We start from the raw sequence: 25,055 nt of genomic DNA on the forward strand, positions 1-25,055 counted from the left end.
CCAACACAACATCTCATAGAGGTTAACCCAATACCAGGGGATTCATTGACTGGGTTAAATCGTAGTTCGCGGGGGTATTTAACTTGCTAAATATGTCATTACAACATATGTTCAGTCATTACTAGGGTACGACCGGCTTTTGCCATCGTAGGTGTATACATCATTACCACATGAAGCAGTATTACCAGAAATTACCCCCGCATTTATTTTAAATCTGCCCTCATCGTATACGCCACCGCCACCATTCACTTCAGCAGTGTTACCCGAAATTACTCCACCATGCATAGTAAAATTGCCCTTATTGTATACACCTCCACCATTTGTCCCAGCTGTGTTATTAAAAATCTCACCAGCATACATAATAAAAGTGCCATAGTTGTACACCCCACCACCGTCACCACCCCAATCACCAGGCCCATCAAGCATCAGAAAAGGCGCTCTGTTTACTTTGTTTCCTGAAATCGTGCCACCATACATTACAAAAGTACCCCAGTTTAATACGCCGCCGCCTGTACTACCGCTACTACCGCCCGAATTAATTAGGCAAGCGGCGGTGTTGCCAGAAATTGTGCCACCATACATTACAAAAGTACCCCGGTTGCCTACACCACAACCACCACCACGAATGACATTACCAATAATTCCCCCATCAACCAAGATAAGAGACCCCCCTGACGCAACACCTACGCCACCACCGTAAACATTTTCATGAGTTACAATAATGCCGTCAAGAATCAACACACCACCATCATCGACATAGAGAGGACAAACACCATACGGGATAGTAGATATACAAGTTAATTTAAAAAAGTCAGCATTACCGTTGCTTGTTAAGGTTATGTTTTTATCTTCAGAAATACGGATCGAACGCTCCAAAGTAACGTCATTGTCAAGAACAATAGTAGTAGAAGTAAAAAATGATGCATTATCGATAGCATTTCGAAGATCAAATTCATCTTTAACATGTACACGCACTATATCAGAATCTATATCAGGCACTATATCAGAATCTATAAGCATAAAAATAGCCAAAAAAGAAAGTAGTATTACAATTAACGAAAAAACCAATAACAACACAGTTTTGCGAGAACCATACAACTTGACCGCGAATTCACCATCTATACGCGCTATCTTTGACTCCGCACTAAATGCTTTCCTTAGTGAAATTATAACCATATTGCGTAAACCTTTAAACCTAAACGATATTGTTTGCGTTCAGGTTTATTGTAAACGTTAATGCCCTTTTTATCATTTCCTTCTTCACTTTCTCAGAACCAGTCTTGCTTGAGCATCCAAATTCTTCTACGGCTTCATGCTTAAAACTGGAATTATGGTTTTGCCATGACGTACACCTACGGTCTTATGTTATATAAATGGCCTCAAATTCAAGATATAAAGACTGGACTATTTTGTGAAACGTCATCTATCAACAGAACTGTGTATAGCTATGATCCTTAGTATTTCAACCACATTGTAGGTTAGGTTACTACTAGAATTTGGCCGTTTAATATGACAAAATCTATGGTTATTGTGCTTATTTTATGTGGTTCAACGTCAACGGGATCAGCGGTTAGGATGATAAGATCGGCTAGTTTGCCTTCTTGGATTGAGCCTTTGGTAGCTTCTTGGTCTGAGCATCGGGCGGCATTTATTGTGTATAGGCTGATGGCCTCATCGAGACTTAGACGTTGCTCGGGGTTGGGGTGTAGCATTAGTTCTTGGATACCAAGCAGGGGGTTTAGGGGTTCCATGGGGCAATCTGAGCCGGCGGCAACCACAACTCCTGTATCTAGAAGTGTTTTTAGGGGGTGGAGCCATTTTGCGCGTGAGCCGAGCCGGTGGTCTGCGGACCAGACTGTGAATTCGGTTGTTATGACTTTGGGTTGGATGGTTATGGCCACATTTTGTTTTTTTAGTCGTTCAAGAAGCGCGGGATTAAGAATGGCGGCTTGCTCGATTCGGATGCGTTGGTTGCTTTTTGTCTGCTCAATTACTGATAAAACTAGGTCTAGGGCGCGATCGCCCATTGCGTGGATAACTGGTTGAACTCCAAAGGATAGGGCTCGCGTAATCGAAGCTGACAGGGTCTCTTTGGAGAGTAACAGTTTGCCGGTGTTTGTGGGGTCGTCGCTGTAGGGCTCGTTTAGGGCCGCTTCTTTGGAGTCGAGGTAACCATCAGCCACAATAAAGGCGCCGCTGACTTGCAACACCTCAGGATTTTTTGTTTGGATTTGGATGGCTTTCTCTAGGAGGGCTTCGGGGACAACGATGTTTACTCTGAAGAGTAGTTGGTTTTGTTCGTAGAGTTTTTGGATTAGGGTGAATTCGTTTTCGTTGAGTATGAGCCAGTGAAGACTGGTTATACCTGCTTGGAAGACTTTTTGGCAGGCATGTGCTGTGGCGGCGAGTAGTTCGGTTTGGGTGGGTTCGGAAACCGTCTGCCAGATTAGGGTGGTGGCGGTGTCGCGAAAGATGCCGGTTGGTTGGCCTTGGGGGGTTTTTTCGATGATTCCGCCTGGGGGGTTGGGGGTGGTGGGGGTTATGTTGGCGTGGTTTTGGGCTTGAGTGTTGGCGGTGCAGAGCATGGCTACTTCGCGGTAGAGAATAACGGGGTTGTTTGGACTAACCAGATCCAAGTCGGCGGCGGTGGGCATGCGTTGTTCTTGGAGGCGGGTTTCGTTCCAGCCTTGTCCGATAATCCAGCTGTCTTTTGGTGTGTTGGCAACTTTTTGTTTGAGGAGGGTTTGTAGTTCGTTTATGGATGTTGTGTTGGTGAGATCGAGCCAGAGGAGGCATCGGCCGTAGTCGGCGAGATGGATGTGGGTGTCGATTAGGCCGGGGAGAATGGTTTTTCCTTTGAGATCTAGAATCAGAGTTGTTTCATCAATTAGGGGGGTGATGTCTTGGTTGGTTCCGACTTTTTTGATGTGGTTGTTTTGGATTGCTAGGGCTTGGGCGTGGGGCTGGTTGGGGTTTTGGGTGTGTATGTTTGCGTTAAGGATGGCTATGGTTGCTGACAAGGGGTTCACCGTGTTATTCTATGAGTCGGAGGGGGGAGGTGGGTTAAAAACCTTCGTTTGACTCTTGGGGGTGTTTTGTGTTTGAGTAAGACATAATAGCGGCGCATTCATGTGTTGGATTACTTTGGGGGACGTTTTGTTTGAAGGCTCATGTGGCTTTGGTTAATCCGCCTTATCCATCGGAAGCGGCGCAATCGGTTTTTCTGCCTTTGGGGATTGGTTATTTGGCAGCAGTTCTTGAAAAAGAGGGATACCCTGTAGATGTGGTGGACTGCCAAACCAAAAAATATACGCCCCAAGCTTTGGAGGAGAAATTTCGTAGCCTAAATCCCGATATTGTAGGGATCACCTCAGCTACGGTTACTTATTTGCCGGCTTTGGAGGTTTTAAAGTCTGCTAAGGTTGCGGTGCCCAAGGCGCTCACGCTTATGGGTGGGCCGCATGTGAGTGTACTTGATCAGCAAGCCCTCTCCGATAGTCCTGATTTAGATATTGTGGTGCGTGGTGAGGGGGAGCAAACCATGCTGGAATTAGCGCGGTTTGTCTCTGAACAGGGGCTAATGTTTGGTCTTAGTGCCATTCAGGGCATTACCTATAGAAGTAATAATCAGACCTTTAGCACCACCGATCGTGCGTTTCTACCCGATATTGATAATCTGCCGCACCCTGCGCATCATCACTTTGACACCAATATGTACAAACTCTTTGGCGTCAACTATATGCCCATAATCACCAGCCGTGGCTGCCCCAGTGCATGCACCTTTTGTTTAGCCTCCAAGATGTGCGGACACAAATTTAGAGGAAGAAGCCCCAGTAAAGTTGTAGATGAGCTGGAATGGTTACGCGATGAGTTTGGCGCAGGTGCATTCGCATTCTACGATGACACCTTTACCTACGATTTGCAACGCGCCTATGCGATTTGTGATGAGATGCAAAAACGCAAAATCAACTTACCCTGGGATTGCCGCACCCGAGTAGACCGAGTCTCTAGGGAGCTTTTGGCAAAGCTCAAAGCCACCAACTGCCAGCTAATCCACTTCGGCGTCGAATCAGGTAGCCAAGAAATGCTCAAACTTATGCGCAAAGGCACCACCGTGGAACTAAACGCCCAAGCCATCCAGTGGGCCAAAGAAGCCGGCATTTCCGTTGCCGTCTCACTTGTTATTGGCTATCCCACTGAAACACCCGAGATGCTTGAGCAGACCATCGAGTTTCTCTACAAAACCAAACCCGACTATGTCTATATGTGTGAAGCAGTCCCCTACCCCGGCACCGAGTTAGCCTATTTCATAAAAGAACTCGGATTAGAAGTGGATGCCAACTGGAACCAATACCGTGAAGAAACCCAAATCTTCAAAAATACCTTGTTACCGCTTGAAAAGTTGGAAGAAGTCAAAAAAGAATTCTTTGACAACTATTTCTCCTACAGTTACTTTTTACGTAAAAAAGTAAAGAGGGACTTTTACAGCCAAATCATGGCCCGTGCAGCACTCAACCATCGAATATGGAACAACAAAACACTCCGCTGGGGATTTAAAAAAATCAGCAAACTTCGCACCCCCAAAAAAAGCAAAGGTGGCTACAGCACCTCAGAACAAGATCAACAAACATAACAACGCGCTTCAGCCTATCTGAGTGTTGACGCCCACTATATTGGTGTAAACTGAAACAACGCTTATTGCGGAAGGAAATGAAACTGTGACAAATTGTCACGGTTAACTGGAGTTTGGACAGTTGAGCAACTTGAAGCAGACAGGTGCAAAATCTTTTTTAAGTTGGAGGGGAGGGTTTATGGTTAGCTATCTGGAAAGAGGGTTATTACTTGACACAGAATGGTCCTTTACTTATGACTTCTTGGCGGGCAACAGGTGCCTGTAATGCTCGTTGTCTATATTGCAATGTTGATGCTACGGGTGCGCATGCGCCAAGAGAGATGACGACTCAAGAAGCGTTTCATCTGGTTGATGAAGTTCATAAATTTGGTGTTCGATGGTTTGGTATAAAGGGTGGTGAGCCGCTAACCCGGCCTGATATTTTTGAGATTGTGCTGTATGCGAAAAATAAGGGTCTAAATGTTTGTCTGCTAACCAATGGTGCATTTGTTGATGGTTCAATCTATGATAACTTGGTTAAAAATCAGGTTTGGTCCTCAGTAAGTATTGATGGCCCTGAGGAAATCAATGATCAGCTACGCGGTAAAGGATCCTACAAGAAAGCTTTGGCGGCTATTGAGAAACTCGCTGCAGGGAAAATTCTAAATGGGTTAGCTTGTGCGATAACTACCATTAACTATGAACACCTCGACCATGTTGCAGAATTGGCTGAGAAATACAAGGCGAATTTTGTTTGGTATAATCATTCGGTGCCCAGCGGCAGAGCTAAATCTACCATGGACCTCACTCCAACTCCGGATCAGTATGAGTGGACGCTTAATCACATCTGGGATATTACAGAAAAATACAAAAACAAATTTGAGGTTCATGTCCACTGTCCCCACTTCGCCAGAGTCGTCAAACAACGCCTATCTGAGGACGAATTTAATCACTGGTATGAAAAAGAGTTCCATGGCAAATGTACCTACTTTGCCTTTGGCGGCTATCTTAGCGTAACTGAGAACGGCGATTTAATCCCCTGCTTCTACACTGACCTCCAGCCCAACGAACCCATGATGCTGGGAAACATACGCAACAAAACCCTAACCACCGCATGGGAAGATGTCAAAGCCTCACCCTATTACAACAAATTCCAAGACCGAAACGTCCTCAAAGGCAAATGCGGCGTATGCGAATACAGAGAAATCTGCGGCGGATGCCGAAACCGAGCCTACGCCTACACAGGCGACATAGCCGAATCCGACCCCGCATGCAACTATATCCCCAAAGCACTACGCAAACAAGAATAAACCTCATAAATCAACAACAACACCTGCCCACCATTTATTTTATTTAATCAACATTATTTTTTGGCACTTATACGTTAAACAGGGCTCTACAACAGGGTTCAGTTCTTGGGGATTATTCCCATGAAATAGGAGGAGTACATGAGTTGCTTACAAAGTATAAGCAGTTAAAAATGCTCTGCCAAATGGGAAATGCTTCTCATAGACTGGCAGATACAGAACAAGGTACACAAATATTATTTGGAAAAAAATAAAGGGAGAGTTTGGTTGATTGATTGGTTGTTTAGCGTTTTCTGAGCAGTAATACGATGGCTATTAGAGATAGGACTATGGCGATGATTATGCCGATAAAGGCTGGTAAGATGTAGGCGTCAGCAGCGGATCCGGGGGATTGGGAGGGGTTTTGGGTTGGAGAGTTGGTTTCGCCTACTGTGAAGTAGGTTGTTGATGCTGAGGGTCCGTAGGCTTCGGAGCCTGCAAAGGATGCATAGATTTGGTAGGTGCCTGTGATCTCAGGTTCAAAGGTGAAGGCATAGTTGCCGCTTGCGTCGCTTAGGGTTTCGCCTAGGATGATATAGTTGTTGTTGGGATCAATGGCAGCAAAACTAACGGGGACACCTGTGATGTTTAGAGGGGCGGGGGCTTGTTGGTAGAGGTGTTGCATCCAAGCGGTTTGGTCGGCGTCTGAGATTGCGGGGGTGCCTTTGAGTGAGAAGTCGGGTTTGTCGTTGGTGTTGCGTCGGCCAGATTCTGTTTGGTCGGTGACTGTGCCGGTAAGGGTGATTTTGCCGCCAAGGAGTGATGAGCCTTGGGGTGCTGAGACTGTGGTTGCGCTTGGGCCGCGGCCAAAGCAGTAGAGTTGATTGTCATAGGCATTGAGGGCGATGAGGCGCCCGTCGGCTAGAACAAAGTTGCTACCGGCATTTCCAGAGGGCATCATAACGCCATAGACTGGAAAGTTCCATAGTCGTGCGCCATTTGATGCGTTAATACACTGTAAGACATTTCCACTTTCTAGGACTGGACCAGGAGAGTGTCGACCGGTGCCGATGTAGATTCGGCCATCATAGGAAATTGCGCCCACATTCATAGGATAGGTGCCAAAGACCGAATCGCCCAGATATTCATTAGCTGCAGTAAAGTTCCACATATAGCCTGTTCTCAAGTCAATACCAATCAAAACACCGCCATATCCGCTGGATAGAAGCATATTGCCGTATCGGTTAGTATTGAAACCATAGTAGTCTGCTTGTGGTACAGTGACATTCCAGAGTTGGGTACCGGATTTAGCGTCAAATCCCCAGCGTTGAAGCAGTCGGGTGGACTGGTAGACCACAGTTGCGGTTTCTTTGTCGATTGAGTACACACCTGTTAGGGTGATGGAGGCGTTGCTCTCAGTTGATGAGAAGGGAGGGGAGAAGGTATTGCGCCAGAGTTCTTTGCCTTCGTTGCCTTTTGAGAGATCAATCGCAAGGACAAAAGCTGGAACGACTCCGCGTTCATCGTTGCGTCCAGGTGTTGCAAATATAGCGTATTCGCCTTCGCGTATAGCTTGAAGAGTGGCGGTCTGGTTTAGCAAGGTGTTGGATGGACCGGAGATGTTGGGAATAGAAAAGTTGCCGGTGATCATCAGATTGCCGTCATGGACTATGTTGTATGCAACAGCGGTGCCCCAAAACGGAGTGGTAGATCCTCCCCCGCCTCCACCTGAGGGTCGCCACTGCCAAGCATCGGTTCCGTTTATTCCACTAACCATGGTACCTGCAGAAGTGTTCCAGATGGTCATGTAGGGTTGGGTACCTATGTTAGTCACGTTGTAGCGAAGTATGCTTCCGTCCATACCATAGACTGGTGTGCCACCTGTGGAGACGTTGGCTATGTAGGTTACATGTTGGAGGGTGTGTGCGTCAAGGATGTCCCAGATGGTTCCAAAACTGTTTGATGTGAGGGATGTTTTATTTACGTTGGAAGCCCCGCTGTTTACGGTTAGGGTCAAATCAGGGTTTAGGGTTACGTTGGATAGTCGAACTATGTCAGGCAGGTTGGCGTATGTGACGGGTCGGTAGAGGTAGGGAAAGCCGCCATTTTGGTTAGGTGAGGAGTAATCGTAGACCTGGCCAAATGTTGGAGCGATATCGGTATAGTTTTCGTAGAGGGTTTCGCCAGTGTAGAGGTCAACGGCAGCCCAGCCTTGTGCGCTAGCGCCTGTGTAGCGGGGTTGGTAGTGGATTTTACCGTCGATAACAACGGCAGTAAAGGCTAGACCTTGATAGTGGTATTGTGCAAAGCCAGAAGTGCCATAGCGGTTGTCCATTAGGCCGCCTACCCAGTAGGGTTTTGTCCACAGGATATGGGCGCTGCCCGGACCGGGACTGTAGCTGAAGTAGGAGGAGCCTTCGTTTGCGCTGCCTTGGGGCCATTGGTTAGCTGCACCGCCGATCCAGTTGCCGGTGAGGGTGTAGTAGAGGTGCATGTTGCTTGAGATGGGGCGGGTCCAGTAATCTTGGGGAACAGGGGCATCGTTTCGGGTGGGAACGGGTTGGGTTTGGACTTGGAAAGTGATAAGGGGGCTGAAAGCTTCGCTGTAGACGTTTTGGGTATCGGCGCCAATGTTTACAGTTTGGGAGGGGAAAAATGCTTGGGCGGTGTATGTGCCGGTTTTTTCGGTGGCCATGAATATAACATAGGCTGCACCGGTGGGATCGGTTCGTTCGATGGGTATGGTGGTGTTGGCGCCATCGGGGTCGGTTATGATGATCTGTAGGTTTGACCAGCCGCGTTCGCTCTGAATTGGGCCTGTGCCATACGGGGGTATATCTGCAGTCCAGGTGAGTATGATTAGTTCTTGGTTTAAGCCTACGCTGGGGCTGTTTACGGCGATGTAGATATAGGAGTTGAAATAGGCGGTTTGTGCTGAAGCACTCATAAGAATTGTCGATACTGCGATTGTTAACAGCAAGAAAACTGAAATCACAGAAAAAAGATTTTTTTTATTTTTTATTTTCATAAAGTTTCCTCATTATTTTTACGAGAAATCAATCAGTTATGCTTCTCGTTAAAAACAGCAAAAAAGCTCATAAGTAGTGATTGCAAGAATACTTATTAAATTTGCGGCAAAAACAATTAAACCTACGCTAACTAATTGCAAATAAACCAGCACTGACACAACACTAAAAACCAGAGGCCGCCACACCAAACAACCACCAACCAAAACCACAAACCCAACAAAACCACCCAATTTTTGGACAAGAAATCAATATATCTCATAACCCCCCTATCTACACCATCGGGGGTAAGATCATCAAAAAAATCTTTGTAACCATCCTTTTTGCAATCCTCCTCCTTAGTTCCGGAGTTGCCTCAATCTCACTCTATGGACAAACACAAGCCGCAACCACCAGCCGCTTAGATCAATACGAGTGGCCCCAATTCCAAGGCGACTCCGCCTATACCCGCTTCTCTGCAGGTCCAGCCCCCAACACATCAACCATAACCTGGAAAGCAGATATACCCAACATCCAACCCTACATAGCCGCCTTTAATGGCAAAATCTATGTTACCAACCACACCCATGTCTTTGCACTCAACCAAGATGGCGACATTGTCTGGCAAACCAAACTCCCAGAAGAAACACATTGGCCCATAGCCTACAAAATTGACAGCACACACATGATAGTTGAGAGTTACTGTCTCAACCCCCAAACCGGAGATATACTTTGGAAAAGCCCCGATTTTAACACCTACACAGGCATCTTTAACACCAATGTCTACAGTCCAGAACAGAAAATGTTCTACACCAAAGTCAACTCCACCATTGTTGCTTGGGACTTCAGCAATCCTACAAAGCCGCCCTCAGTAGCGTGGACGACCTACATTCGCGGCGGCGGCATAACAGGCATCGGCATCACCTATGGAGATGGAAAAATCTTTACCGGATCGTTCCAAAACATGCAATATGCCCTTGACGCTAAAACCGGCAACATCATTTGGAGTACCCCCACCAAAGGCCCCATGATATTTACAGGCGCATATTCCAATGGACTGTACTTCAAGGGCGGAAGTGATGACAACACCATGTATGCCTTCAACGCCACTAATGGCAACATTGTCTGGCGATACCGGCCTGATACAGATGGCTATTTCACCACGGGATGCGCAGTCGCCTATGGATTGGTGTATGAGATGAACAAAGATGGTTATCTCTATGCCTTTGACATGTACACAGGTGAAGTGGTCTGGAAATACAAAGGCCCAAATGACACCCTGATGTGGCCAGGCATGCCCTCAGTAGCAGATGGCAAACTCTACATGACCACCGGCCAAACAGCTCAATACAACGCCGAGAGCGGCATATCCGAGTTTTCCTGCATAAATGCCTACACCGGCAAAAAAATCTGGTCCCTAAACATAGAAGCCCTGCCACCCCGAGAATCAGTGGCCATCGCCTACGGCACACTCTACCTTATCCCCGGAGACGTAACAACAGCGGTAGATACCATCTCAGGTAATGAGTACACAACCGTTAATCAAATTTGGGCCATGCAGAACACTGGTGAACAAAATAACATACCCCCAACAGTGAGTGATTGGCCGCAGTGGCGTGCAGACGCAACCCACTCCTCCACCGCAGAAATCGGACCAAAAAATCTCACGGTAGAGTGGCGGTTTAGCACAAAAGGCGCCGTTAGTTCCTCACCCTCAATAGCAGATGGCGTACTCTACGTGGGTTCACAAGATAAAAACATCTATGCCCTAAACGCCTACACCGGCGATCTACTTTGGAAATTTGCCACCAACAGCCCCGTAGAATCCTCACCCGCAGTAGCCAATGGCAAAGTCTACACTGGAGGAGATGATGGCTATGTGTATTGTCTAAATGCAAAAACAGGCAAACTCTTGTGGAAGACCTTTGTCAATGGCGATCTACCCTTCACATTTGGCAATTTAGTCTTAAAATCCTCCCCCGCGGTAGTGGATGAGGTGGTTTATGTGGGTTCCCTAGACAACTACCTATATGCGCTAAATGGCAATACGGGCGATATTAAGTGGCAAACAAAAGCCAAGGGCCCCATAGAATCCTCCCCTGCTGTAGCTGATGGTGCAGTCTATTTTACCGCCGAAGAACCCAACGCAGGTGCACTCTACAAACTAGATGCCGCAACCGGAGAAATCATGTGGAAATATGAGATTCCCTATCGTATATCGTTTGGCGGCGGCACCCAAATGCTGGGTTCACCCTCCGTTGCAGAGGGCCTAGTGTTTGCGTCCTCTAATTGGGGGGATTACTACTGTATCGAAACCAGTAGCGGCAACATGCTGTGGCACTTCTCAAACCCCACCGCCACAGAATTTATTGTATCCTCACCAATCTATGTCAAAGACGGCACCGTGCTACTAATTGACAAATTCGATCTAGCATGTGTCGATGTTTCTAACGGCTGGACAAAGTGGACCACCTACACAGGTGATGAACTCTACGTCTCCCCCTCATATGCCGATGGCAAAGTCTACATGGCAACCAGCCAACGTCATATCTTGATCTTTGATGCCGCAAATGCCGGTGCCAAAATCGCAAACGTCACCCTCCCCTCAAGCACCTGGTCCTCACCTACAATAGCTAACGGTAAACTCTACATAGGTTGCAATGACTGGAATATCTACTGCTTCAAAGAAGACACCCCCGAACCTCTAACAACCCAAACCCCACCCCCAAACAGACCGGCAATAATATCATCAGAAACAATCTTTGGTGTCATAATCACAGCAATCATAATCTTAGCTACCATAGCAATAATCTTCAAAATTTACAGTCACAACAAAAAATAACAACCAACACACCGCTCAAATACACTACCGCCTTTCTTTGGTTTAATTGGTAAGTACTTAACAGCACAGGCTACTGGTCTAACAAAAGAAAAGCGACAGCAAAGTCACTTGAAATTCAACTATTCAGAGGTCGGCAGTAAAATAATTTTGGAAGGGATCAAGAGGTACAGTAAGTGATATATAACGAGGTTTTGAGTATCAAAGTGTGTTTGATATCATCGCTTGGTTAACCCAAAGTACCCTCCACTTAGGTATTACAACAGCTGTAGCAGTGCTTGTTTTTGCGATTGTGTTGGATTTGATTTTAGGGGATCCCTCACCCAACTATCCCGACAAGTTGGCGTTTAAGTTACATCCTACGGTGTTGATGGGTAATTTCACTAAAAAAATTGAACCCTACTTCAAAAATCCTGATCCTAAAATGGAAAAGTTTCTAGGGGTCTTGCTGGGCTTAACAGTTATTGTTGCGTTTGCCGCACCCACATTTTTTGGGTTATGGGCGGTCTATACGTTTTTGCCGAGCTATCTCAATATATTGTTCTATGCAGTCATTGGCATAATATTACTAAAAATGACTATCTGTATCAAACTTGAAACAGACTGGGCTAAAGCAACTGCTACGGCTATCAATCAAGATGACGCGGCAGAGACTAAAAAATATGCTCATTTCTCGCGCCGGGACAGTAAAAACCTCAACGCCACCCAGATGGGCAGTGCTGTTATAGAATCGATGTCTGAGAACCTAATTGACTTTAAACTCTCACCTATGATGAGCTTTGCATTATTTGGAGTCACAGGCGCGATAGCGTTTCGCGCCATAAACACCCTAGATGGTATGGTGGGGTTTAAGACCAAAGAGCACATAAACACCGGCTGGTTTAGCGCCAATCTCGATAACTTTGTTAATTATATCCCTACGCGTCTAACGGCATTGTTAATGATTGTTGCTGCAGCCATTTTGCGTATGGATGCCAAAAATGCGTGGCGAGTCGCTCGGCGCGACCATAAAAAAACGCCTAGCCGCAATCATGGCTGGCCTATGGCCGCCGTTGCAGGAGCACTTCGTATTCAACTTGAAAAACCCGGCCAATACATCTTGGGCGATCCACAGGAGCCGCTAACAGGAGACAAGGTCTTAGGTGCGCTAAAGATCCGTGATGTGACCATTGTGCTCTGGGGCTTGTTTTGTGTGTTGGTGTTGGTTTTGGTGCGGCTCTGGTTTTTCCCGATGTAGGGTAAACATTAAATCAACGGGCGATATGGCTGTATTGAAGGCTCGTCGATGCGTGTTTGCTTAATTAATCCTCCGCGAATTCAGCCCAAGGTTTGGGGTAAACCCAACGTTTTTCCACCCATAGTCATGGTATCAGTGGCAGCAGTGCTTGAGAGAGATCATCATCAAGTCAGCATCATTGATGCACCCACTGAGGGATGGGATAATTTGCTTGAGCTGGATGCAACCAAGTACCGGGTGGGGTTGAGCACCGAAACAATTGCCAAGCGCATCCAAGGCTTCAAACCCGATATGGTTATTGTGGAGATTCCTTTCTCAGGTTGGTCTAAAGCCGCCTATGAAGTTATCACGCTTACAAAAAATATAGATAAAACCATCACCGTTGCACTGTTTGGTCTCCATCCCACGGCGCGTCCCAAGGAGTGTTTAGAGGACAGTGAAGCAGACTTTGTTGTAATAGGTGAACCCGAAATCACCATCAAAGAATTGGTTGGGGCATTGGAGAAAAAAACTGATTTGGGTGGTATTGATGGGGTGGGCTATAGAAAAAACGGAGGCATACAACTAAACCCCAAGCGCGCCTTTATTGAGGACCTGGATACTCTGCCTATGCCGGCTAGGCATCTCTTACCGATGCAAATCTATGCCGATGCGGTTAAGGAAAATCCTCTGCGTGGAGAAATCACCCAACCCAACACCATAGTCATCACCAGCCGTGGTTGTCCTTTTAGCTGTGTTTTTTGCACTCATGCCATTGTGTGGGGTAAAAAATGGCGCGCGCGAAGCCCAAAAAATGTGGTTGATGAACTGGAGCATCTCATCAAAACCTACAACATCAAACAAATCGACTTTGCCGATGACAACCTAACCTGGGATCCTCAGCGTATGGCAACTATATGTGACCTAATTGTGGAGCGTAATCTGCGCTTTGAGTGGTTCACCCCAAATGGTGTTCGTGCGGATACTCTAAGTGAGGAATTGTTGCGCAAGATGAAGCGCGCGGGATGTAAAAAAATCCGCGTCGCCCCTGAATCAGGCGTGCAACGTATCGTCTCTGAGGTGGCCAAGAAGAATTTAGATCTAAAAAAAGTCGAAGCCGCCATTGTAGCCTGTAAAAAAGTGGGAATAAAAGTGGGCGTCTTTTTTGTTATGGGGTTAATCGGGGAGACCAAAGCCGATATAGAACAAACTATTCAATATGCCTACAAGCTCAAGGGGTTGGGTGCGGAGAGTTTTATTTTTAGTATAGCTATGCCAGTTTATGGCACCGAATTCTATGAACAAACAAAAGCAGGAGGATATTTGCGCGAAGACTTTTGTGACTATGCTCTAGCTGCCACCGAACCTCTAATTGAAACCGCAGAGTGGACCGCGCAAGACCTAATGGAGCTATGCATGAAAGCCAATGCCATAAACCGCACCCTAACCTACAAAAAACTGCTCACCGCCATGCGCAATCCACAAAGAACTCTACGAATGCTACATGGAAAATAATCAGGTTAGAGCCCGCTTCCAGTTTCGACAGGTTTACGGTGGTAGTTATTTGCCAAACCGATGAGGACATATTTTACGGCATACATAGCAACTAACTTCCCATTTGGCATTTACCAGTTTGAAGCACATTCCAGCGCATTCGCTTTTCCCAAATAAATCAGGAGTGGCCAAGGCTTTTGAGGGGCATAGTTCGACGCATTTGTTACAATTGTCACAAACAATATCTTGGATTTTTTTATCGGGTGTTAGCTCAGCATCGGTGAGAACCGCACTGAACCAGAGAAGATTACCATAGACAGGATGGGTGAGTAAATAATTCCGATTGATAAGACCCAGTCCAGCCAATTCAGCGGCATGTTTTAGAGATATAAGGCCGAATTGTTTGCCATTCACCCATTTGCCGCCAAACCCGCTTATATCGCGGGCTTTGTATCCAGCAGTTTTGATTTGTTTTGCTACATCTTTTGCTATGCCGTTTATTTTTTCTATCATTACTTTCCGATGAGCAGTATATTCGGCTGAATTGCGCAGGGCTTCTTGGGAGAAGGATGCCCCTAAAACAATCACGGAAAGGCAACCGGCGAGGTGGTCGGAGGGTTTAAAGCCCTGGGGTGCTAAACCGAAATCTTTGGAAGCAGCTATCCCAACTACACTGGCGCCGGCATTTAAGCCGAAGGTTTTCACTATTTCGCTGTTTAGCACTTTTTTTGGTTTAGCCATATTTTTCAGTCCGTTAGTATGCCGGTTGTTGGGTGTGTTGGGGGTGGGTGGTTAGTTTCTTTTAAGTTTGAGTTTTATGTTGGCGACTAGGTGCATACCTACAGTTATGGCGGTGTAGATTTTGAAGCGCCGGCGTTTGTCCATGAAGTATGCGCGTCTTAGGTAGTAGTGGTGGAATGCACTTTCGCGGAGCTTTCCGAGTTCTTTCATGCTTAGTTGGGGGGTCTCAAAGATGGGACGGGTAGTGTCGTATTTGTCAAAGTCGGTGACACGCAACCAGCCATTGGCGATGACTTGGTCGTAGAGGGGTGTGCCGGGGAAGGGAGTTGCGACGTTGTAGAATCCTACTGCATCGGGGGCGATTTTTTCGACGAATTTTATGGTTTTCCAGGCACTTTTTTTGGTTTCGCCGGGGAAGCCTAGGATTACGTTGGGTACGGGTTTCATGCCGGCTTCGCGGACCCAGCCCATGACTTTTTCGGTTAATTCGGGGGTGATGCCCTTTTTCATGGCGTCTAGAACTTGTTGGGTGCCTGATTCGATGCCGCACCAAAATGAGATGCAACCTGCTTCTCTCATTTTTATGAGAAGTTCTTTGGTGACCATGTCGACGCGGCTACCGCAGTTCCACTCGATTTTTAGGTTGCGTTTTATGATCTCGCTACAGAGTTCTTCTACGAGGGCTTGGTCGACTGTGAAGGCGTCGTCGCAGAAGGTGAATTTGGTTTTGCCATAGGTTTTGTAGAGGTATTCTAGTTCGTCAACTACGTTTTGGGCGCTTCGCATGCGGTATTGTCGTCCGTGCATACGTACGGTGCAACAGAATTCGCACCAGTACACGCAACCACGGCTCATGGATAGGTAGAGGACATCTTCGTATTCTTTGAATTTTTCCATGGGCCAGAGATGGCGTGCAGGGAAAGGTAGTGAATCCAGGTCCTCGATATAGGGTCGATCGGGAGTGCGGACAATTTTGTTGTTTTTTCGGTAGGTGAGGCCTAGGACGTCATCGTAGGGTTTGTTGGCTTCGAGGTGCTGGACCAATTCGAGGATGGTGGCTTCGCCTTCTCTTCGGATAACTAGGTCGAGTTCGGGGCATTCTTCTAGGGCGTGGTCGTCCCAAAATGTTACATGGGGTCCGCCTGCAAGGGTTGTGCAGTTTGGAAGGGCCTGTTTTGTGGCTTTGATGAGGTTTAGGCCGGATTTGTAGGTGAGTGTGGAGGAGGTTATGCCCACTATGTTGGGTTGGCGTTTTTGGATTTCTTGGGTAAATTGCTCTAGGGAGAGTTTTTCAACTTGACAATCTATGACATCAACTTTGTATCCGTTTTTTTCTAGGACTGCGGCGAGGTAGCCTAAACCCAAAAGCGCAAAGGGCCAGTGCATAACAGCACCCACGGGTGCTGCAGGGTTAACTAGGGTTATGTGGGGTTTCATTTCTGCTTCACACCAACTTGCCTCTTGATGGGAACGCTTTATGCTTAAACATTTCGCATCTCCACAAACCAGCCACCCAGACTTAGCGCGACTCACAAAGATAAAAGAGAAGTATGTTAAAACTGGGGGGGTTTCTGCGGAACATCTTTAGCTTATCTTGGTTTGTATAGAAATATGATAAACCAAAAGATGTTGTGTTTTGGTCTATTGTTATTATTGCTCTTGTTTTCAAGTATGGTTTATGCAACAACATCAACAACAGCAGTAGCTGTAAATCAATCTGAGGTTGGTTTGTTGTGGTGGCCGATGTTTCGGGGTGATTTAGTGCATAGTGGGTTTTCTTCTACGGAGGTGCCGCCGTTGTCTAATCAGACTCTTTGGAAATTTAATACGGGGGGTCAGGTTGGTTCGCCTACCTATAGTGATGGGGTGGTTTTTGTTGGGTCATATGATCATAGAGTTTATGCTTTTAATGCTGATACAGGTGATGTGGTTTGGGTTTATGTTACGGAGGGTATAGTGGTGTCTAGACCTGCGGTTGCTGAGGGTGTGGTTTTTGTTGGGTCTGAGGATTATAATCTCTATGCTCTGGATGTGGCTACGGGTAGAAAGCTTTGGAGTTACTCAACGGGGTATTATGTGGATTCCGATCCCGTTGTTGCTGGTGGGGTGGTGTTTTTTGGTTCAGAGGATAACAAGGTTTATGCGCTAAAAGCAGATACAGGGGAGTATCTTTGGAGTTTTGCGGCTGAGGCGGAGATTATGTTGTCCTCGGTAACGCTAAGTGGGGGTATGGCCTATGTTGGTTCACTGGATAATAATATCTATGCTCTCAACATGACCAATGGGGAATTGGTTTGGAAATATATAACGGATGCAACTGTTGCGTCTACCCCAGCGGTTATGGATGGCACGCTTTATGTGGGATCCTCAGATGGCAAACTCTATGCCCTAAACGCCGCAACGGGTAGTTTGCAGTGGCAATTTGTTACAGGGGCAGCTGTTTACTCCTCTCCGGCAGTATCGGACGGGGTGGTGTTTGTGGGTTCGATGGACAACCACATCTATGCAATAGATGCCGCAAGCGGGGAGATGGTTTGGAATTATGCTACAGGGGCAGGGGTTGCCTCATCACCGATTGTTTGGGGGAATGTGGTTTATGTGGGATCAGATGATAGTCAAATCTATGCGCTAAACGTCAAGAAGGGTAGTCTTGTTTGGAGTTTTTTGACTGGGGATCAGGTGATTTCGCGTCCCGAGATTGCGCAGGGATGGGTTTATGTGGGATCCTCAGATGGCAAACTCTATGCCCTAAACGCGTTAGATGGCGGGTTGGTTTGGAGTTTTGCAACAGGTAAAAAGGTTGACTCCTCACCCACCGTTGGGGAGGAGGGGTTGGTTTATGTGGGTTCGCATGATGGCAAAGTGTATGCACTAAATGCTTCAACGGGTATGGCGGGTTATGATTGGGAGATGCACAACAGTGCAATTTGGAGCTACGATACGGGTGATATGGTAATGTTTTCCTCACCAACAATCAGTAATGGTGTGGTTTATGTTGGAAGCTATAATGGCAAAATCTATGCCTTAGATGCCTATACAGGAGTTTGTCGGTGGAGCTATCAAACAGGCTATGCAATTGTCTGCTCACCCACAGTTTATGGAGAGGTGGTGTATGTGGGTTCAGAGGATTATAGTCTCTATGCACTAAACACCAAAGCCGGCAGTCTACTGTGGAAGTATGAAACTGATGATCAGATTATGGTGTCTTCTCCCGCGGTCTTTGAGGGTATTATCTATTTTGGCTCAAATGATGGTTATCTCTATGCTCTAAACCAAAACAATGGCTGTTTGGTGTGGAAAACGCAATTGGGGGATTATGTGGTTTCTTCCCCGGCCATAGCCAAAGAGGAGGGGGTAGTGTATGTGGGTTGCTATGACCACAATCTCTATGCGCTAAACACAACAAATGGCGAGGTGATTTGGAATTATCCCACAAAGGGCGCAGTTTTGTCCTCGCCTGCCATCGCCTACAACAAGGTCTATGTGGGCTCCGAAGATGGAGGGCTCTATGCACTAAACGCAACAGAGGGCACCCTTGCATGGACCTATCAAACAGGGGGTAGTGTTAGCTCCTCACCTGCTATCGCATCAGATATGGTGGTGTTTGGATCTGAGGATGGCAAAATTTATGCGCTAAACACTCAAACCGCAGAACTCAAGTGGAGCTATCAAACAGGCGGCGCAGTGGTTTCCTCCCCCGCCCTTGCAAACAATGCAGTATATGTAGGCTCATATGATCATCTCATCTATGCAATCGGCAACCCAAACAATAACCCTCAAAAAAACGAAAACCAACCAACACCCCATTGGATGATTCTGCTCCTATTTAGCAGTCTTTTTCTAATCGGCGCCGTGGCGCTGATACTTTGGATACGACAACACAAACACAACCCCACAACATCCAATACATACAAAAATCCTCAAACCAAGAGCAGGGGTTAGCAAAGTTCATAAGCAAAAAACCCGCCATAACTACCCAACCGTGAACATGATGATGCCTAACAAGAAAATAGCTCTCATCACACCACCCCTTCTCACCGACATCGGACACCATCCCCTCTTCCCCCCGCTGGGACTAGCCTATCTGGCAGCGGTTTTAGACCAAAATAATTTTGAGGTTAAAATCATCGACTGCCCAGTGAACCGCTATGACTACACCAAACTCCAAGCTGAGCTGACAGCCTTTGAACCCGCAATAATTGGCATAGGTTCTATGACACCCATCGCAGAAGCCGCTTTTCAAACCGCACAAACCGCAAAGCAAGCCTGCCCAAACGCCCAAATCATACTAGGCGGACCTCATGCCACATTCCAAGATAGAGATATTCTCACAACAGAAAAATCCATAGATCTAATTGTGCGAGGCGAAGGCGAAGAAACACTTCTCGAACTGGCAAACCAAACCCAAACAAACAAACCCCTAAACGACATAAAGGGCATATCTTTTCGCAAAGACCAAGAAATCATCCAAACCCCCAACCGTCCGCCCATTCAAAACCTAGACACTCTCCCCCGACCAGCCTACAAATATGTACCCATCGAGAAATATTGGGTTCAGGGCCAAAAACTACTCTCAGTTATAACCAGTCGCGGCTGCCCCTACAAATGTCCCTTCTGCGTCGCCTCACAAATGTTTGGCCAACAATTCCGCGCGCGAAGCCCCAAAAACGTACTAGATGAACTGCAGTGGCTACAAAGCGAATACGGTGCTGAGGGTATAGCATTCCAAGATGACACCTTAACCTTTGATAAAAAAAGAGCCGCTGACATCTGTGAGGGAATGATTGAGCGCAAAATTAATCTGCGATGGGGATGCGGCACCCGAGCCGACACCGTCACTAAAGAACTCCTGCAAAAAATGGCCAAAGCCCACTGTGACGAAGTCATGTTTGGCATAGAGTCAGGTTGTGAACAAATGCGCCAAACCCTAAAACATGGCGTCACCAACCAGCAATGTCACAATGCCATAAAATGGGCCAAAGATGCAGGCATGTTTGTTACAGTTTCAGTTATCATAGGTTACCCCGGTGAAACTAAACAAACCCTCCAAGAAACCCTAGACTTTGTACGCAAAACCGAACCTGATGACGCATGGCTCTGTCATGCTACGCCCTTTCCAGGCACGCAACTAAGAGAACTTGTTGAGAAAAATGGCTGGAAGATGTCAGAGGACTGGAAAACATATAGCACCATGAACGCTATTTTTGAAGATCCCAATCTACCTGCTAAAGAAATCGCTCAAATGCGCAAGCAATTCTACAATAAATTCTACTCCATAAGCTATATCATGCGCCAAGCAAAGAAAGGATATCTTCAAGGTAACATCTACAGCAAAATAATGACCCGCACTGCCGCAAACTATAATCTATGGCGAGCTATGTCAGCATTTCACCGATAAAGAATCGATTGTTAAACCTTGAGGCAACCGCCGTTCTTTATTTTATTAAACATTTTTTGGCAAAATTTGCTAAGTGAAGTAAAAAAAGAGAAAGAGAGGAAGTTTGTTGTTTGTTTAGGGGCGTTTTCTGAGCATGAGCATAATCAGTGCGCCGATTATGACTATTGCGATGATTATGGCTGCGACTGCGGGTAGGAAGTAGGTATCAGCAATGCCAGGGCCTGGGGTTTCAGTGGGTGCTTGTGTTGGAGCGACTTCGTCGACTGCAAAAGCAGTGCGTGCAGTAGATGGCCAGTAGGATTCACTGCCGCTAAAGCGTGCATAGACAGTAAATTTACCCTCGATGTCAGGTTTCCAGTTATAGCTAAAGAAACCCGTTTCATCCGCAGTTGTTGTACCAATAGGGCGATAGTTGTTGTTGCTGTCTAGTACTGAGAGTTCAACAGTAACACCGGTAATATTGTTTGGCATGAGTTGTTGCATGTAGACATATTCCATCCATGCGCTTTGGCTCTCATCAGATACTGCTGCAACTCCATTGGGGAATCGTGCAGATCTATCAGCGTCGCGTGTACCTGCAGATATGTCAAGAACTGTGCCTGTAAGAATAACACTGCTGCCAAAAGGAACAACGCCTGTACTTGTACTCACAGTGGTTTGAGATGGACCTTTGCCAAAGGTGTAGATTTGAGCATCATAACTGTTCCAGCCAACCATGTAGCCATCAGCAATAGCGCTGGGTTCACGAGCGTAGGTACCAAGAACACTCCAAACTATGGAGCCGTCTGTGATGTTGATTGCCATTTTGTGGGCATTGGTGAATAGCGGGGGGTCATACATGCGTCCTTCAGATAAGAACAGTTTTCCGTCAGCGATGCTGTGTGAACCAAAGTGCCAATATGGATAAATACCATAAGGTGTGTCATAGCCTGCGCTTCTAGGGGCAATGGTCCAATTGACAGTTGCGGTTGCTAAATCGATTGCGTTGACATAGCCGCCGAAGTCCCAGATGTAGCATTTGTCGTATGCAATAGCACCACCGCGAGATAGAGTACTAAGCGAATTGCCTTCCAAGGGGATGCCTTTGCCTATTTGTCGGCCGTTATTTATGTTGTAAACATAGGCTATGTTGAGGTCTTTGTCATGTGTAACATAGTAGCCATCGCCTGCTGCAACAACAGTGACTTCGTTGTATTGTTGGGTGTCTCGTTTAACTGGGCCCCAGAGTAGTGTGCCGTTTTTTGCGCTAATTCCAAGTTCAATTGAGTATTCTGTGCCAAATTGGTCTGTGAACATGGGTAGTTCTTGACCGTGAGATCTTAGTACGATGACCTCGTTTGTTCTTGCTGCGATGCTTAAAGCTGGCTTCTTCGGATCGTTTAGCTGGGTGATGTTTGTGGTGACACCGTTAATGGTTATGTTTTCTGGAAGTCGGACTGTCCATTGGACGCCGCGGTTGTATGGAATGTTATTTACCGGACGGATAGTTGAGGCACTGTTTGGTGCTAAGCATCGGGTTGAGTTCCACATGTTGAGGTAGAGGTTGGGATATGTACCGTTGATGTAGTACATGTATACTGCGCCTTGTGAGCTGTCTTCATCTGTCTCGATTAGACCTCTAGTTGTTGTTGTGTCGGAGAATTGAGATGCTACGCCTGTTATGTTTGCGATAAAGTAGCCGGTCATTGGGTCGTAGAGTTTCCAGAGGCTTGATGAGGCTGCTGCGACTAGGTAGGCTTGGGTTCCGTATTCTTGGACAGTGTGGAATTGCATGTTCCAGCCAAAGATCAAAGTTTCGCTGGTGTCTTTGTGCCAAACCAACTCCCCTGTGCGCAGATCAACTGCATCCCAGCCAGGTGTTCCACCAGCGCTGCTGTAGGTTGTGGGTGTGTTGGGGTAGAGTTTGTAGTATATGATGCCATTTAGGATAATGGGTTCAAATTGTCGATAGAGAATAGAGGTAGAGGTGTATTGTCTCTCCTGATCGCCGCTAATCGGACCGCCAACCTGACCGCCAAACGCGGTTGGTTTTACCCACATAATGTGGCCTGTATTGGGTGCTTGGCTGTAGGGATTAAAGTTGTTACCTGAACCATCATATCCACCGGTATCGGCAAATGAGGGACAGCCTAGACCGTACCAGTTGCCGCCAAGCTTAGACCACGCAAAGTTAGTTGAGTATATGGGTCGTGACCAATACTCGGTAGGCAGGGGTGCAAGGGGGTTTCCTATGACGGGTTCTGTTTGAACGGTAAAGTTTACGGCTTTACTCATTGCTGGTTGAATGTCGTAGTCAACTCCAGAGACTCGGATGGTTTGGCCTTTGTAGAATGCTTGGGCTGTATAGTTGCCCTCGACTTTGGGGACAAAGACTATACCTCCGACACCACCGGTTGTATCGCTGTCATAGGGACCAAAGGTTTCGTTTTTACCATCGGGGTGAACAAGGACAATCGACATATCTTTGAAGGTGCCTGGTATGGGTTTTGTGGAAAATAGGCTCAAGTACAAATCTTGGCCTACACCGACGGGATTAGGTTCAGCGTGGACTTCTAGATAGATGGGTATTTTTGGGTTTTCTGCGGATACAATTGAGACTAATTGTAATACTGTGGGCACTAATAGTGCGGCTAATAGAATCATTGCGAGAAAAGTTTTTGTTTTTTGCAAATTTTATTACTCCTTAAATTTATAAATAAAGTAGGTGAATTGATGGTACATATATAATTTGCGTAAAGTCACCCGACACCACTTTTAAATCTGAAACCACCATAAACATCACCTAATATCAAAAACAAAGAAGACAAAAGAGCATCCGAGGTTTTGTTTAAAGATCACAGTTGTTGAGTTTACGTAAACTTTATTATGGTTTTAACCCGTGATAAACTCTCAATTAAGAGGAGGATTATCGATGACAAAAGCTGAGGGTCTTGAAAAAAGCAAATCCGAAGGTTATGATTCACGGGAAAACTGGCCACCCTATACCTACAGGGACTACCCAGACATCCAAGCTCAAACTTATGAATCATTTATGGAGTTCCTAAACACTGAAAATACTTCAAACAGATTAATGGAACTCCAGCCATGGGTCTCAATCTGTGACTCTAGATGCGCATTTTGTTACTTCCCAACCACTGCATCAAGCAAAGTGCAAATAGAACCCTACTTGGATTTGCTCAAAAAAGAGTTAGCCATGTATGCACAAACAAAATATGTAAAGACAAGCACTTTTGATGAGATCGTTCTTGGAGGCGGAACACCTAGCGTTCTTAGTGCTGAGCAGATAATTGATCTTATGGATTTCTGCAAAGCCAACTTTAACACAAGCAAAGAATACTTTATCAAAATTACTGGATCATCAAAAACTTTGGCTATTAAAAAAATCGACAAACTAGCAGAGTATGGAGTCTACCAAATGGATATGGGCGCCCAAACCTTTGATGACAAACTGCGCCATGCACTCTGCTTACCTGACAGCGCAATAGATGTGGAAAAAGCAATCACTCATGCAAGAAAACTGGGTCTTGTTGTATGTGTGGATTTGATGTATAATCTGCCCGGTCAGACAATGGAGAGCTGGGAAGCCACACTCAAAAAAGCCATTGAACTAGACGCTGAAATTGATGCCTACTCGCTACATGTTGACCCCGGGACATTGCTGGAGCAGATGATTAAAAATGGACAATCACCCCCAACAGGCGATGCGGAATACGAGAAAGAAATGTATCTAAAAGCCTACGATATGCTCACCAAAGCAGGCTACAAAGCGGTGGGACATGACCGCTACAGTCGAGTTGAGTGGCATATGCGTGAGAACTGCCTCAACGGCTGGCCCTGGGGCGGTATTCTAACTACAGGCGCCGGATGCTTCATGGGATATCTTCAAAAGTTCTCCTACTCAAACATAGAAAACATTGAAGAATACATGGCCACAGTACGCTCAGGCAAACTGCCTATCTGCCGCCTCTCAGAATCTACCACCGAGGACATGATGCGTCGCACCATGACGCGACTCTACCTCCGATTAGCAGTTAACAAAAAAGAATTCCAAGAAAAATTCAACACCACCCCAGAGAACGTTTTCCCCAAACAACTACAAAAACTCAAAGACCAAGACCTAATCGAAATCGACGACAACGAAATCCGATTAACTAAAAAAGGCGCACTCTGGAAAGGCAACATCGCATGGGAATTCGCACCCAACCAAAAAACCTGATCCTTTTCTAATCCTTTTTTATCCGCTTAGGCCTTAGGCTTATTTTTAGAATACGTTCGTAAAATATTTTATTTGGTTACAAAAAGAAAGAGAGGGGAGTTTTTAATATCCAGAGTTAGAAAGATGCTTCTGAGGCTGGATACCATACCAAGTCATGACTTTAGCGAGAATTGGAACGATTACACCCAAAGCAATACTTGGCACGAAATTAACAACTACCGCCATCAAAGGATCAGTTGCCCAAGAGC

At 46.3% G+C, this 25,055-nt stretch carries 15 protein-coding genes; 8 read left to right on the forward strand and 7 right to left on the reverse strand.

The window, feature by feature from the left end:
• Window positions 1-111: 111 nt before the first annotated feature.
• Together FWF39_RS05110 and FWF39_RS05115 are read right to left on the reverse strand one after the other, a co-directional pair.
• On the reverse strand, window positions 112-1,176 hold the full coding sequence (locus tag FWF39_RS05110; protein ID WP_343382365.1) for a hypothetical protein: 1,065 nt from the start codon (window positions 1,174-1,176) through the stop codon (window positions 112-114).
• Window positions 1,177-1,478: 302 nt separating this feature from the next.
• Window positions 1,479-3,020, reverse strand: a complete 1,542-nt coding sequence (locus tag FWF39_RS05115; protein WP_343382366.1) for an amidohydrolase — start codon at window positions 3,018-3,020, stop codon at window positions 1,479-1,481.
• Between the two features lie 140 nt (window positions 3,021-3,160).
• Here FWF39_RS05115 and FWF39_RS05120 point away from each other — a divergent pair, with 140 nt between their 5' ends.
• Window positions 3,161-4,633 (forward strand): radical SAM protein, encoded by a 1,473-nt coding sequence (locus FWF39_RS05120; RefSeq protein WP_343382367.1) that lies wholly within the window; start codon window positions 3,161-3,163, stop codon window positions 4,631-4,633.
• A 209-nt stretch (window positions 4,634-4,842) separates the two neighbouring features.
• A complete protein-coding gene (locus FWF39_RS05125; RefSeq protein WP_343382368.1) occupies window positions 4,843-5,922 on the forward strand; it encodes a radical SAM protein in 1,080 nt (359 codons plus the stop codon).
• Window positions 5,923-6,202: 280 nt separating this feature from the next.
• Here the strand turns inward: FWF39_RS05125 and FWF39_RS05130 are convergent, their stop codons facing one another.
• Window positions 6,203-8,926 carry a PQQ-binding-like beta-propeller repeat protein gene (locus FWF39_RS05130; RefSeq protein WP_343382369.1) on the reverse strand — a complete coding sequence of 908 codons (2,724 nt, stop codon included), beginning with the start codon at window positions 8,924-8,926 and terminating at the stop codon, window positions 6,203-6,205.
• 476 nt (window positions 8,927-9,402) lie between these two features.
• The gene (locus FWF39_RS05135; protein ID WP_343382370.1) at window positions 9,403-9,531 is read right to left on the reverse strand and encodes a hypothetical protein; all 129 of its coding nucleotides are present in this window, start codon (window positions 9,529-9,531) and stop codon (window positions 9,403-9,405) included.
• A 57-nt stretch (window positions 9,532-9,588) separates the two neighbouring features.
• On the opposite strand from FWF39_RS05135, the gene FWF39_RS05140 reads away from it, so the two are divergent.
• The 3 genes from FWF39_RS05140 to FWF39_RS05150 all read left to right on the forward strand — a co-directional run bounded on the left by FWF39_RS05140 (window position 9,589) and on the right by FWF39_RS05150 (window position 14,473).
• Window positions 9,589-11,745 carry a PQQ-binding-like beta-propeller repeat protein gene (locus FWF39_RS05140; protein ID WP_343382371.1) on the forward strand — a complete coding sequence of 719 codons (2,157 nt, stop codon included), beginning with the start codon at window positions 9,589-9,591 and terminating at the stop codon, window positions 11,743-11,745.
• A 205-nt stretch (window positions 11,746-11,950) separates the two neighbouring features.
• On the forward strand, window positions 11,951-12,979 hold the full coding sequence (locus tag FWF39_RS05145; RefSeq protein WP_343382372.1) for a cobalamin biosynthesis protein: 1,029 nt from the start codon (window positions 11,951-11,953) through the stop codon (window positions 12,977-12,979).
• A gap of 48 nt (window positions 12,980-13,027) precedes the next feature.
• The gene (locus tag FWF39_RS05150; RefSeq protein ID WP_343382373.1) at window positions 13,028-14,473 is read left to right on the forward strand and encodes a radical SAM protein; all 1,446 of its coding nucleotides are present in this window, start codon (window positions 13,028-13,030) and stop codon (window positions 14,471-14,473) included.
• A 45-nt stretch (window positions 14,474-14,518) separates the two neighbouring features.
• Here the strand turns inward: FWF39_RS05150 and FWF39_RS05155 are convergent, their stop codons facing one another.
• Window positions 14,519-15,193 (reverse strand): epoxyqueuosine reductase, encoded by a 675-nt coding sequence (locus FWF39_RS05155; RefSeq protein ID WP_343382374.1) that lies wholly within the window; start codon window positions 15,191-15,193, stop codon window positions 14,519-14,521.
• A 51-nt stretch (window positions 15,194-15,244) separates the two neighbouring features.
• On the reverse strand, window positions 15,245-16,630 hold the full coding sequence (locus FWF39_RS05160) for a radical SAM protein (RefSeq protein ID WP_343382375.1): 1,386 nt from the start codon (window positions 16,628-16,630) through the stop codon (window positions 15,245-15,247).
• Window positions 16,631-16,990: 360 nt separating this feature from the next.
• Between FWF39_RS05160 and FWF39_RS05165 the strand changes: the two genes are divergently transcribed.
• A complete protein-coding gene (locus FWF39_RS05165; RefSeq protein WP_343382376.1) occupies window positions 16,991-19,135 on the forward strand; it encodes a PQQ-binding-like beta-propeller repeat protein in 2,145 nt (714 codons plus the stop codon).
• A gap of 46 nt (window positions 19,136-19,181) precedes the next feature.
• A complete protein-coding gene (locus tag FWF39_RS05170; RefSeq protein WP_343382377.1) occupies window positions 19,182-20,591 on the forward strand; it encodes a radical SAM protein in 1,410 nt (469 codons plus the stop codon).
• A 114-nt stretch (window positions 20,592-20,705) separates the two neighbouring features.
• On the opposite strand, the gene FWF39_RS05175 is transcribed toward FWF39_RS05170, so the two are convergent.
• On the reverse strand, window positions 20,706-23,261 hold the full coding sequence (locus FWF39_RS05175) for a hypothetical protein (protein ID WP_343382378.1): 2,556 nt from the start codon (window positions 23,259-23,261) through the stop codon (window positions 20,706-20,708).
• A 241-nt stretch (window positions 23,262-23,502) separates the two neighbouring features.
• On the opposite strand from FWF39_RS05175, the gene FWF39_RS05180 reads away from it, so the two are divergent.
• Window positions 23,503-24,807, forward strand: a complete 1,305-nt coding sequence (locus FWF39_RS05180; RefSeq protein WP_343382379.1) for a coproporphyrinogen-III oxidase family protein — start codon at window positions 23,503-23,505, stop codon at window positions 24,805-24,807.
• Window positions 24,808-25,055: the final 248 nt, after the last annotated feature.

Source organism: Candidatus Bathycorpusculum sp. (genome assembly GCF_009778815.1).
GTDB classification, from domain to species: domain Archaea; phylum Thermoproteota; class Bathyarchaeia; order Bathyarchaeales; family Bathycorpusculaceae; genus Bathycorpusculum; species Bathycorpusculum hydrogenotrophicum.